The sequence below is a fragment of the Rodentibacter haemolyticus genome (genome assembly GCF_015356115.1).
Classification (GTDB): Bacteria; Pseudomonadota; Gammaproteobacteria; order Enterobacterales; family Pasteurellaceae; genus Rodentibacter; species Rodentibacter haemolyticus.
The window spans coordinates 1728679-1741352 of the sequence record NZ_CP063056.1 but is presented as its reverse complement, the minus strand read 5'-3'; the positions used below and the strand labels follow the sequence as shown (position 1 = coordinate 1741352).

General features: G+C 42.3%; 13 protein-coding genes and 1 pseudogene. 10 read left to right on the top strand and 4 right to left on the bottom strand.

Going from position 1 to position 12674, the window contains the following annotated elements:
* Positions 1-51: 51 nt before the first annotated feature.
* Positions 52-1080 carry a flavin monoamine oxidase family protein gene (locus tag IHV77_RS08285; protein ID WP_228550003.1) on the top strand — a complete coding sequence of 343 codons (1029 nt, stop codon included), beginning with the start codon at positions 52-54 and terminating at the stop codon, positions 1078-1080.
* A complete protein-coding gene (locus IHV77_RS08280) occupies positions 1077-2072 on the top strand; it encodes an alcohol dehydrogenase catalytic domain-containing protein (protein WP_194811501.1) in 996 nt (331 codons plus the stop codon). The genes IHV77_RS08285 and IHV77_RS08280 overlap by 4 nt, the downstream gene beginning before the upstream one ends.
* Before the next feature lie 62 nt (positions 2073-2134).
* On the opposite strand, the gene IHV77_RS08275 is transcribed toward IHV77_RS08280, so the two are convergent.
* Positions 2135-2971 carry a LysR family transcriptional regulator gene (locus tag IHV77_RS08275; protein ID WP_194811500.1) on the bottom strand — a complete coding sequence of 279 codons (837 nt, stop codon included), beginning with the start codon at positions 2969-2971 and terminating at the stop codon, positions 2135-2137.
* Between the two features lie 121 nt (positions 2972-3092).
* On the opposite strand from IHV77_RS08275, the gene IHV77_RS08270 reads away from it, so the two are divergent.
* From IHV77_RS08270 to IHV77_RS08235, 8 genes and pseudogenes are all read left to right on the top strand, one after another.
* Entirely contained in the window at positions 3093-3509 is a 417-nt protein-coding gene (locus IHV77_RS08270; protein WP_228550002.1) for a tautomerase family protein, read from the top strand.
* 16 nt (positions 3510-3525) lie between these two features.
* The gene (locus tag IHV77_RS08265; protein WP_194811499.1) at positions 3526-4548 is read left to right on the top strand and encodes an MBL fold metallo-hydrolase; all 1023 of its coding nucleotides are present in this window, start codon (positions 3526-3528) and stop codon (positions 4546-4548) included.
* Between the two features lie 16 nt (positions 4549-4564).
* Positions 4565-5695, top strand: a complete 1131-nt coding sequence (locus IHV77_RS08260) for an NADH-dependent flavin oxidoreductase (protein ID WP_194811498.1) — start codon at positions 4565-4567, stop codon at positions 5693-5695.
* A gap of 235 nt (positions 5696-5930) precedes the next feature.
* Positions 5931-6932: pseudogene (locus IHV77_RS08255) on the top strand (virulence RhuM family protein).
* A 98-nt stretch (positions 6933-7030) separates the two neighbouring features.
* The gene (locus IHV77_RS08250) at positions 7031-7612 is read left to right on the top strand and encodes a TIR domain-containing protein (protein WP_194811497.1); all 582 of its coding nucleotides are present in this window, start codon (positions 7031-7033) and stop codon (positions 7610-7612) included.
* A gap of 21 nt (positions 7613-7633) precedes the next feature.
* The gene (locus IHV77_RS08245) at positions 7634-9682 is read left to right on the top strand and encodes a TIR domain-containing protein (RefSeq protein ID WP_194811496.1); all 2049 of its coding nucleotides are present in this window, start codon (positions 7634-7636) and stop codon (positions 9680-9682) included.
* Positions 9669-10280 carry a TIR domain-containing protein gene (locus IHV77_RS08240; protein WP_194811495.1) on the top strand — a complete coding sequence of 204 codons (612 nt, stop codon included), beginning with the start codon at positions 9669-9671 and terminating at the stop codon, positions 10278-10280. The genes IHV77_RS08245 and IHV77_RS08240 overlap by 14 nt, the downstream gene beginning before the upstream one ends.
* 7 nt (positions 10281-10287) lie before the next feature.
* On the top strand, positions 10288-11145 hold the full coding sequence (locus tag IHV77_RS08235) for a toll/interleukin-1 receptor domain-containing protein (protein ID WP_194811494.1): 858 nt from the start codon (positions 10288-10290) through the stop codon (positions 11143-11145).
* Between the two features lie 185 nt (positions 11146-11330).
* Here the strand turns inward: IHV77_RS08235 and IHV77_RS11885 are convergent, their stop codons facing one another.
* The 3 genes from IHV77_RS11885 to IHV77_RS08225 all read right to left on the bottom strand — a co-directional run bounded on the left by IHV77_RS11885 (position 11331) and on the right by IHV77_RS08225 (position 12673).
* Positions 11331-11654 carry an ATP-binding cassette domain-containing protein gene (locus IHV77_RS11885; RefSeq protein WP_232842168.1) on the bottom strand — a complete coding sequence of 108 codons (324 nt, stop codon included), beginning with the start codon at positions 11652-11654 and terminating at the stop codon, positions 11331-11333.
* A complete protein-coding gene (locus IHV77_RS11880) occupies positions 11627-12100 on the bottom strand; it encodes an ATP-binding cassette domain-containing protein (protein ID WP_228550000.1) in 474 nt (157 codons plus the stop codon). The genes IHV77_RS11885 and IHV77_RS11880 overlap by 28 nt, the downstream gene beginning before the upstream one ends.
* A gap of 120 nt (positions 12101-12220) precedes the next feature.
* A complete protein-coding gene (locus IHV77_RS08225; protein ID WP_194811493.1) occupies positions 12221-12673 on the bottom strand; it encodes a winged helix-turn-helix transcriptional regulator in 453 nt (150 codons plus the stop codon).
* Position 12674 lies beyond the last annotated feature (1 nt).

The window sequence follows — 12674 nt, the reverse complement described above, 5'->3', positions numbered from 1 at the left end:
AAGTGTGGGGAAAGACAATGAAAAACTATCACACCATTATCATCGGTCGGTTTGGCGGGGCTGTATGCGGCATATCGTTTGCAAGAACAGGGCATTCACGATTTTCTTGTGTTAGAAGCCAATCACGAATTAGGTGGGCGGGTGCAGGCAACAGCAGGCGGTTTTGATTTAGGGGCAACTTGGTTTTGGGCGGATTTTCAACCTAAACTGGTGGCATTGATCGATAAACTTAATCTTAACCGCTTTACCCAATACGACCAAGGCGATATGTTAATTGAGCGAGCGTTGAATAATGTTCAGCGTATTCGTGGCTTTGTGTCATCGCCCCAATCTTGGCGACTGGAAGGCGGAATATCCCGCTTGATTGATGCCTTAAAGCGGTCAATTTCTTTGGATAAATTACAAATGAACCAAAAGGTCATCAAAGTTGAACATCAAGGCGAGCAAAGTGTAGTGCATACACAATCAGGCGAGCATTTTATCGCTCTAAATGTGTTGCTTGCATTACCGCCACGCTTGGCAGCTCAAATTCAATTTAGCCCAGCTCTGCCTGAAACAGTATGGCAACGTTGGCAAAATACGCCGACGTGGATGGCACCGCACGCCAAGTATATTGCGGTCTATGATCGTCCGTTTTGGCGTGAGCAGAATTTATCGGGGGCGGCATTTAGTCAAGTAGGAGCATTGAGCGAAATCCACGATATTTCAATGCCTAATGGCAAATCTGCTTTATTCGGCTTTTTTGCCGTACCTGCACAAACACGAGCGAATGTGGATGATGACACGCTAAAAGCCCATTGCCGTGCCGAATTAGTGCGTTTATTCGGCGAGCAAGCGGGTAATCCTGAGCAAGAAATTATCAAGGACTGGGCGAAAGATCCGTTAATCGCCACAGCGATAGACACTAATCCGAATATCAACCACCCTTTCGCAGGGCAAAATGGCATTACCCAAGGCGATTGGCAGAATAATCTGTGGGGTGTGGCAACAGAGTGGTCGCCGAATTTTGGTGGCTATCTTGCAGGGGCGATTGAAGCGGTGGATATTGCCTTAACAGCATTATTGGGAGAGAAAAAATGAAAACTTATATTGCATTTCAAGCGATTGACGACGAATTGAAGGAAGTTCGCCTACCGATCCCAACCCCAGAGAGCGAACAGGTGTTAATTAAAGTGGAGGCTTGTGGTATTTGCGGGGCGGATAAAAGCGATGTGGCAAATGCCAAAGTGCCAAGAGTAGTCGGACACGAAGTTATCGGACGAATTGTAGCGGTCGGCGAGAATATGCCGAAACGCTGGTTTGTCGGACAACGAGTTGGCGTAGGGCGATTGGGCGGGCATTGTAACGAGTGCGACACCTGTCGTAGCGGTGCATTTAACCTTTGCCCTCATCAGGCTATTATCGGTGCAACGGCTGACGGTGGCTATGCCGAATATATGTTGGCAAGGCACACAGGGCTTGTGTCCGTGCCTAATGAATTAGATGCCGTACAATCTGCCCCCTTACTTTGTGCAGGTTTGGCAACCTTTAATGCCTTAAAAAAGAGTGGGGCGGAAGCGGGCGATTTAGTGGCGATAGTCGGAGTGGGCGGATTAGGGCATTTGGCGGTGCAATATGCCGCTAAAATGGGCTTTGAAGTAGTGGCTATCGGTAGAAAACCCGAACTTGCCGAGCATATAAAAGCATTGGGGGGAGATCATTATTTCACTGGCGATGATGTCGTCCAACAATTACAAAATTTAGGCGGTGCAAAAGCGATCATCAGTACCATAAATCACGCAGACACCGTTGCCGAAATCGCCAAAGCCCTTGCCCCACAAGGAAAATTGGTGATACTTGGGGCTGATAAAACGCCATTGGCGTTATCTATCGGACAACTTGTGGGCGGCGAACGGAGCGTGATAGGTTCATTAACAGGCACACCACTGGAAAATGAAAAAACGCTGAAATTCAGCCGACTAAGCCATATTCAAGCACAAATTGAACGCTATCCGTTAAGCCAGGCAAAAACCGCTTTTGAACGAATGAGAGATGGTGAAGTAAGATTTAGAGCGGTATTAGAAATGAGATAAAAACGTAAGCGATCGAAATTCGCAAATTTTCTGCAGATTTTAACCGCTTGTCTCTAAATATGCTATTTCCCCAACACCTCAATCAAGAAATCTGCTACTTCTCGCACTCGGGTGGATTGGCGGACGTCTTGGTGCATAATCAAATAAAGCGGTGTGGTTAAAGCTTCCATTTGTTCCACTCTCGTGAAGTCAGGATTTTTCGCATAAACCGTCGGCAATAAGCCAATGCCGAGCTGTTGCTGGATGGCGGATTGAACCAGCAGAAAATCGTTGCTCGAAAAGCGAACTGGCTTGCCTTGCAGCTGCTGATGAACCCATTGCACTCTTTTGCCGTTTAGACTTAATCCGAGATACTGCCAGTCCGCTTCAGGCGTGTGGGCGAGATAATCTCGGTGGGCGTACCAATGATAAGTCACATCACACAAGCGGCGGGCAACCAAATCATTTTGCTCGGGTGGCACGATTCGCAAGGCGATGTCCGCTTGGCGTTGATGTAGGCTACTTTGGCTGACATCGCTGACCAGCACCAACCGAATATGCTGAAAACGGCGGTAAAACTCGCCAAGCAAAGGGGCAAGCAAGCCGTTAGCGACAAAAGGTGGCACGGAAATCAACACTTCCGTCAAGGCTTGACGGCTGTCTTGGGCGGCTTGGGTAAATTGCTGAATGTTGAATTGCAATTTTTTCGCCTCGCCATAAAGCCGTTCGCCGTCTGCGGTCAGTAAATAGCGTTTGTTAATGCGGTCGAACAAATGCAAGCCAAGCTGTTTTTCCAACCGCTCGATACGGCGTGAAACCGTGCTGTGTTCCACTTCCAACGCATTCGCCGTTGCCGTGAGCGTCTGTTTTTCCACTAATTGCAGAAAGTAGTGAATGTCGTTCCAGTCTAAATTTGTCATCTTTTATTGTGCATAAATAAACAATGATTTGCATTTTACCCCTATTTTCACACAAAAACCAAGGATAAAATGTACACATCAATTCGTTAAACTGTTTAAAACTTAATCTCACAAGGAGAAAATGATGCCAGTATTTCACGCACACGTTCCAGCAGGAAAATTCAACAGCGAACAAAAAGCCGCATTGGCGGATGCCTTTGTTTTAGCATTGCACGAATCGCTCAACACGCCAATGGATGACCGTTTTGTGATTATCAGCGAGCATAAGGAAGATGAACTTTTCATTCACCCAACTTTCCCCAATATGAATCGCACCGACAAGCGAATGGTTGTTACAGTGGACGTTAGCACGTCTCGTACAGTGGAGGAAAAACGCAAGTTGGTAGAACTCGTGACCAAATATGCGGTGGAAAAAGTGGGTATCGGGCAAGATGATATTTCGTTATTGATTTACGCCTTACCGTTGGAAAATATGAGCTTTGGCGGTGGTAAAATTATGATTGATGATGCCGAAGCAATGGCAAAAAGAACCCTGTAAGGCAAGGAGAATTTCGATGAAAAAAACCAATATTTTGACCGCACTTGTGGCAGCAACACTCGGCTTAACCGCTTTACCGACAATGGCACAACCTGCTTACACCCCAGCGAAAAATGCGGTGAAAATGCAGAAAACCCAAGTGCCGGGCTATTTCCGTGTAATGGTCGGTGATTTTGAAGTCACCGCGCTGTATGACGGGTTGGGTAATCTTGATATGTCGCTAATGGAAAAATTCACCACGTTCAGCAAAGTGGAACTTGATGCAATGCTCGATCACGAATTTGCCCCACGCACCCATTTGGGCGGTTTGGAAGGTACGATCATCGGCTTTTTGGTGAACACAGGCGATAATCTGATTTTGATTGATGCGGGCAAAGGCGAGGTGGAAGCCCCGATTTTCCTTGATAAAAAAGGGCGTTTGATGGACAGCCTGAAAGCGTCTGGCTACCAACCTGAGCAAATCGACATCATTCTGCCAACCCATATGCACGCCGACCACCTAAATGGCGTGGTGGCAGAAGGCAAAATGGCGTTCCCAAATGCAACCATTTACTTGCCAAACCAAGAAAAAGCGTTTTGGCTAGATGCGGACATTTCGCAACTTCCGCAAGAAATTCAACCGCTTGTACAGCTGGCTCGCTCGGCGGTCGCACCGTACCAAAAAGCGGATAAAGTGAAATTCTACAACGCTGGCGATGAAGTGTTCCCGAATGTAAAATCTATCCCGCTTTTCGGACATACGCCGGGGCATAGCGGGTTTGAATTTAGCTCAAAAGGTGAAACCTTATTGGTATGGGGCGATTTAATGCACAACCACGCCGTGCAAATGGCTCACCCAGAAGTGGCGATTGAGTTTGATGCGAATGCCGATGCCGCTCGTAAAACTCGTCAAGAAATGTTACCGAAAATTGCCGCTCAAAAACCGTTGATCGCAGGCGCACATTTACCATTCCCGGGCTTGGGTCATTTACAAGCGGAAAAAGACAGCAACAGCTACCGCTGGATTCCAGTGCAATATCGCCCATTTGACCAACATTAATTTGAAGGAAAGCAAGATGAAAGCAGCATATCAACCCCTTTTTCAACCTTTTACGCTCAACAACGGCGTAGAAATTAAAAACCGCCTAGCGGTTGCGCCGATGACCCACTTCGGTGCGAACCAAGATGGCAGTTTCGGCGAACAAGAACGCCAATTTATTGACGGCAGAGCGACCGAGTTCGGGCTATTTATCACGGCGGCGACGTTGGTGGCGATTGAAGGCAAAACGTTCCCGGGGCAACCTTATGCAATTAGCTCGCACAACTTGCCACGCCTGACTCAGCTTGCAGATTTAATCAAATCTCAAGGGGCGAAAGCGATTTTACAAATTCACCACGGCGGTATTCGTGCCTCTGATTATAATCAGACGGCGGAACCTGTTGCTCCTACGGCAATGAACAATGCGAAAGCATTGGCGGAAAGCGAAATCGAGCAAATTATCAAAGCCTTCGGACAAGCGACCGAATTGGCGATTCAAGCGGGCTTTGACGGCGTGGAAATCCACGGGGCGAATGACTATTTGCTACAACAATTCTACTCGGCAAAAACCAACCAACGCCAAGACCAATGGGGCGGTAGCTTAGAAAATCGCCTGCGTTTCCCTCTAGCGGTGGTCGATGCGGTGTTTGCTGCAAGAACGCAACACAATCGCCCAGATTTCATCATCGGCTACCGTTTCTCGCCGGAAGAACCGGGCGATAACGGTTTAACAATGGCGGATACGTTCAACCTGATTGATGCGTTGGTGGAAAAACCGTTGCAATATCTGCATATGTCACTGTGGGATTTCTACAAAAAAGCACGCCGTGGGGCGAACACCAATCTCACTCGTATGCAACTGGTACACGAACGCCTAAACGGCAGATTACCGCTGATTGGCGTGGGCAACCTGTTTACCGCTGACCAACTCGCACAAGCACTCGGTACAGGCTGGGCGGAATTTTTGGCAGTGGGCAAAGCGGTAATGATGAACCCGAACTTCGCCACGCTCATCAAAACAGGACGAGAAGACGAAATCCAAACCACCATTGACCCAGAACGCCAAGCCGACTACCGCTACCCAGAATTACTCTGGCAACAGCAATTACAAGGCCCGTCTTGGCTCCCACCACTCAAAGGCAGCGACTGGCAACCGAGAGATGTGTAGGGTTGTAGGGTGTAAGATAAATAGACAAGCGGTCAAAATTCGCAAGAAATTTGCAGATTTTGACCGCTTGTTTTTTTTAATTGCTATTTGAGTAAGCAAAAATTTTAATTTTTCTTTATGAATTTTCTGTAATTCATTACCTTGCTCAACTAACTCAAATATATTTATTTAAAAATAAAAAACACAAAGAAAATGCTATAATAACAAGCAAATTAACCGATTTTTCAGGGATCTTATGCAACAAGAAATCATACGTTCATCAGCTGTAGAATATTTGACCTTTATCGCTGCGACGGGCGACATCAGTGTCAATGCAGTTTATGCCGATGAAAATATCTGGCTGTCGCAAAAAATGATGGCGGAGTTGTACGGAATAAAATCACACACAGTTACTTATCATTTGCAAAAAATATTTTCAGGCAATGAGTTAGATGAAAAATCAGTTACTCGAAAATTTCGAGTAACTGCCGATGACGGCAAAAACTACCAAACTAATCACTACAACCTTGCCGCCATTATCGCCGTCGGCTACAAAACCAATTCCGAACGGGCGGTGCAGTTTCGCAAATGGGCGACGCAAATCATCGAATCCTTTATAATCAAAGGTTTTGCGATGGACGACGAACGCCTGAAAAACGACGGTACGGTTTTGGGCAAAAAATACTTCGAAGAACAACTCGCCCGCATCCGTGAAATCCGCCTGTCGGAACGCAAGTTCTACCAAAAAATCACCGATATTTATGCCACTTCCATTGACTACGACCGCAACGCCACTACCACCAAACGCTTTTTCGCCACCGTACAAAACAAGCTGCATTGGGCGATTCACGGGCAAACTGCTGCCGAAGTGGTTTACCACAGAGCAAATGCCGATAAAATATGGGGTTAACCACTTGGAAAGACGCGCCGCACGGCAAAATCCAGCAATTTGACGTAACCGTCACCAAAAACTACCTGACCGAAAGCGAAATGGCACAACTGCAACGCCTCGTTTCCGCCTATTTGGACATCGCCGAAGACATGGCAACCCGCCAAATCCCGATGACCATGGCGGATTGGGAAGCGCATCTCAACCGCTTTTTAGAATTTACCGACCGCACGGTTTTGCAAGACGCAGGAGAAATCACCGCCGAAATCGCCAAAACCCACGCATTGAGCAATTTTGAGATAATATCGGGTGGTGCAGGATAGATTGTTTGAGAGTGATTTTGATCGGTTTTTGGATGAAAAGAGATAAAATCAAGAGTATTTAAAAAGATTTCAGATGACCTTGTTTTTTAGTCAGCAAATACCAATTTACAAAAAGTTCATATTTATACTTATGGAGCTTTAACAATGTACTCAACACCTAAACACAAAGTCTTTCTTAGTTTCCACCATGCGGATGAGAAGGAAGTTAGAGCCTTTGAAAAACAATTTGAAAATGTAGATACGTTTGTTTCAAGGACGGTGCAGGATGGCGACATAGATCCTAATAATAAAACTGAAACAACCAGACGAATCATTCGTGATAAATATATTTCGGATTCAACAGTTACTATCGTTCTTATCGGTGCTGAAACTTGGAAGCGTAAGCACGTTGACTGGGAAATTGGCTATAGCCTAACCAGTACATCACAAAATACACGTTCAGGGCTGATTGGAATTTTGTTGCCAAGTTATAACGGTCATGATTTCTTTTGTAATGCAGAATATACCGAAAATCATAGTAGATATACTCCCTGTACTATTCCTCCACGCTTATATGACAACATCCAAAGTGGTTATGCAAAAATTTACTCTTGCCCCTTTAGTTCATATGACTTAAAGCAATGGATTGATGAAGCATTTCAAACTCGCAAACAAAATAATCATAACAACAATCGTGATTATTTTGGTCATAATAGACCTGAATATCAGACTCACTGGACTGATTAATAACATTGAAGGAGCAGAAAAATGTCTGAAATAATTACACCACCGCTTGCCGCACATTTTGTTTGGCATCCAAATGATAGCGAAGCAATCAATCCGATTATCCAAAAATTCCGTCGTTATCTGACGCGGGATATTGATAGACCGTTTTCCCGTGAATTGAATATTCCGACATTTTTATACAGCTCTCGTCAACCCTCCGAACCGCCTGCGAATGCGCCTAAAAATCTTGCGAAGTCTAATGTTGTTTTCTTATTTCTCAGTACCCAAACGCTGATTAATGAGAAATGGAAAGAATATGTTGATTCATTTGCAAATAAAAAAGGGATATATATCGTTCCTGTTGCTATCGATCATACCAGCTTAAATCATGTTTCCTCAGGCCGTCTGAAAAATTTAAATTTCATTCGAGCATTCGATTGGCCTACATTGTTGCACGAGGATCATGGCATACTGACTTTGTCGCATGAATTATACCGTTTCGGTCTGAATAATATTAATACTGATGATGTGGGTAAGAACTCATCCATAAAACTTTTCTTAAGCCATGCAAAAAAAGGAGATACAGGATTAAGGCATGCAGAAGCAATTAAACGCTTTTTAGATAATTCCAATATGCAGCGTTTTTTTGATGCGAATGAAATTTCACCAGCATTTAGATTTGATGAAGAAATTGAAAAACATATCCGTCAATCAACAGTGGTTGCTATTACTAGCGATACCTATTCATCACGCTATTGGTGTCAGCGAGAAATCCTTTGTGCTAAAAAGGAACGTCGCCCTATTGTTGTCGTCAACAGTCTTGAAAATTATGAAGACAGGGTTTTTCCTGCCGCAGCAAATGTTCCTTGTGTGCACGTTTCTGCCGAGCCGTTACAAGAAAAAGATATTTTGCGTATTTTAATTGCTGCCTTGTTGGAAACTATTCGCTTTAATCATGCACACCAATTATTAAATTATTACAAAACACAAGGTTGGATCGATAAGACCGCAGAAACGTTTGCCCGCCCTCCCGAAATCCAACAGCTTGTAGATTTATTGGAAACAAAACAAAAATCAGAGCTTGAACAATTACATGTTTGTTACCCTGAGCCACCGTTATATAAGGAAGAAACGGATTGGACAGAACATTTCGGAATCAAGATTTCCACACCGCTTTGGTCAACGGAAGAAGATAGTTTCCCTGCTTTAAGGGTCGGATTGTCTGTTTCTGATTATGAAACGGACGGTTATGAGCAACAGCATCTAGATTTAGATGAATTAAAACGGTTTTCTCAGTCTGTATCACGTCATCTTTTAGCGCGCCAAAATACATTAATTTATGGTGGAGATTTAAGAGATGATGGATTTACTCAGTTTATTTTGGAGGAAGCGACAGTTTTAAGAGATCGGTTGCAGGTTGAAAAACTGTATGTTGAAAACCATTTGGCTTGGCCACTATATACGGAATCAAAAAACACAGAGTGGGCAGGAAAATATTTTGGCTTGCTCGAGCTAAAAAAACATACTATTCCTGCTGATGTTATTGATAAAGTAAAAGATACAGATAGCTTTCTCCCCCATAACTGTGCTGAAAATAAATATATTTGGTCTCGCTGTTTAACCGAAATGCGACAAAAATCTATTGAATCATCAGATGCGAGAATTTTTGCAGGGGGAAAACTACAAGGCTATCTAGGGAAAATGCCCGGTGTGCTAGAAGAATTTTTGTTGGCTAATGAACAAGAGAAGCCTATTTATCTTGTTGGTGGTTTAGGTGGCTTGGTAGGTACTCTCTGCCAATCCATCCTAGAGAAGAAGATAGCAGAGCCATTCAGTGAACAATGGCAAATTCAACATAATAGCGGCTATGTTGAATTGCAAAAGATTGCCAAGCAATTAAAATTTCAGGCAAATTATTCCGCTATCCAACAGCAAATTGAGATGCTAGATACTGAAATTTTAGCAAAACGTGCAGGGCTATCGTCAGGGGACTATATACGATTAATGAAAACATCATTTATTGATGAATGTGTACATTTGATATTGAAAGGTCTTAAAAATATTAAGGGGAATAAAGATGACGAAGCATAAAGTTTTTATTAGCTATCATCATGAAAATGATCAATGGGCTAAAGAAGAACTACTAAAATTTAATGAAGAACATCAGATTTTTATCGATGGCTCAGTAGATACTGGTGATATAGATGATAAAGGTATGGCTGATGAAGTAATTAGAGAAAAAATTAGGGATGAATATCTAAAAGATACTACGGTAACAATCCTTTTAGTAGGTAAGGAAACTAAAAATCGTAAGCATATTGATTGGGAATTATATTCCAGCATGCGAGATGGGAAAATCAATAAGAAATCAGGAATTTTAGTTATACAGCTACCTTCAACGAAACCAGAATATATAACTGCTGCTCATGGATATGATGAGAAAAAGAAATTATATCCAGATACTGAAAATTGGATAAGCATTGATTCTCGAGCAGAATATGAAAGACGTTATCCATATTTACCTGAGCGTATCATTGATAATTTACTTGCAAAAAATGTAAAAATATCAGTAACTAAATGGGATGATTTAGATGCTGAAAAATTGCAGTTATTAATAGATTTAACTTTTAAAGATAAAGAATCATGCCAATACGATTTTAGTAGGCAGATGAGACATAATAATTCCTAGGAGAAAAATGAACTTATTTACTTATGTTTTTGAAAATGATTATTTAAATAGAGTACCTGTAGCTAATTTCATCAAGGATATTTTAAATAACTTTACTACTGATGAGATAACGAATGTAGGAATCTGGGTTAATAACAATCCTTGGAGATTTGAATTCTTCACTTTTGTGACTATGGATAGTAATTTTATTAGTAAGGAATCCTTTGATAATTGGTTGGAAAATAACCATTCTTTAAAATCCATATTACATAATGTATTTATTGGTGATTTATCTATTTCAGGAAACATTGCAACGTTTGTATCTGCTGAAGATCCAATATTTACCGAACTGTTTAATTCTTCATTTTTATTCAATGAAGAATATGCTAAGTATATATCTTGTTTATCTCCTGAACAAATAGAAAAACAATTAACAAAATGCTCTCAAAAAAAATTTGAGGCTGATAAGCCACAATATCAATCAGTTAAAAAGCAAATTCCTGCTGTTTTTATCAGCTATGCTTCAGATGATAACGACCTTGCTATAAAGGTAAGTAACTATCTTTGCGCAAAAGAAATTCCCATTTGGCTAGACAGAAACGAAATTAAAGAGAAAGAGCTAAGAGATAATGAATTGATTTTAAAAAAATTATGTAGTGGATTAGAACTTTGTAAAGTAGCTATATTCATTCTAACGAATAATTTCTTTCAAAAATATTGGACAAAAAAAGAACTGGAAATATGCCGACAATTAGAAAAGAAAATTATATTGTTAGATAATAATCATTTTGCTGATATTCCATTATATAAAGAAATTATTTCTCAATATGAATATATTAAGATAGATAATATTGATAAATTCATTCAAATTTATCAACAAGTATAATATGAATGATTGTAGTTGATAAATTTTCTAGATTCAAAAACATCAGATTTAAGAAGTCTATCTAAAAATAGATTTAAATATTAAAAAATGCCGTCTGAAACTGAAATTTCAGACGGCATTAATATTTCAAAGTGCGGTTGGATTTTGCGAAGTTTTTACGAACCTTTGAAATTTTCAGACGGCATTTAGTTAGCCTGAATATATTTCGCCATTATCGTTCTGTTACTTTTCAACATTTCTTTAGGTCTCCCTTCAAAAACCACTTCTCCCCCCAGCAATCCACCTTGTTCGCCCATTTCAATCACCCAATCCGCCTGTGCAATCAATTCGGGGCGGTGTTCGATGATGATGACGCTGTTGCCTTGTTGCACCATTTTTTGCAGCAGGGCGGTTAGCGTGGCGATGTCTTGGTAATGCAAGCCTGTGGACGGTTCGTCCAAAATGTAGATATTGCCTTTTTTGCAGAGTTCGCTGGCAAGTTTCAGGCGTTGGTTTTCGCCGCCCGACATCGTGCTGGTGGTTTGCCCCAGCCGCATATAGCCCAAGGTAGTCGGGTTGAATTTTTGCCGCCGCATTCTTCGCAGACGATTTCCACGGGGTCGGCAAACGCCACGTCAGGCGTAATCACGCCGCGTCCGTTGCACACGGGGCAAGCTCCTTTGGAATTAGCGGAAAAACATTCCACGCCCACGCCGTTGGCATCGCTAAATTTTTTGCGAATAATCTCCATCACACCGCTATAAGTAGCAGGGGTTGAGCGTGATGATGTGCCAATAGGTTTTTGGTCAATAATGATGGATTCGGGGTATTTCTGTGCAAATTCGCCCCTAATCAAACTACTTTTACCCGAACCTTCCACGCCCGCAAAGACCACCAATTTCCCTTTTGGAATATTTACGTTGATGTTTTTCAGATTATTTTCGCTTGCCCCGATGATTTCAATGTGATTTGGCATAATGAAGTAGCCCTATGCCATTAAGGTATTTTGATTATTTTATGGTTTTGTAAAAGACACTCAAATAGCAAGTGGTCGAAATTCGCAAGAAATTTGCAGATTTTGACCGCTTGCTCTCATCTAAGCCGTTTCATTGGTAATCGGCTGAACATCTTCTAAATTCAATTCTTGTTGGGTGACTTCGTCCAGCAAAGTCAATCGCACAGGGTTGCCAGTCACTTTGTTAATAAAGCGTAGCGGGACCGTTTCCCAGCCTGATAAGTTCCATTTTGTGCCAATTTTTGCCATAGCAATCAGTAGCCACGCCATTTCTTTGCCCTGCTCAGTCAGATGATATTCGTAGCGGTTGGGTGCAGTTTGATAAAGCTGTTTTTGCACCAAACCGTTGCTTTCCAGCTTTTTCAAGCGGTCGGTTAGGGTGGCGTGGGTGATATTGCTGGATTTTTGCAAATCGCTGTAACGAGCCACGCCTAGCATTAAATCCCGCAACAGCAAGCCCACCCATTTGTCTCCCAACACCGAAAGCACATCGGCAACAGGGCAAATAATGTTATCAAAGTCGTTTGTTTTCATT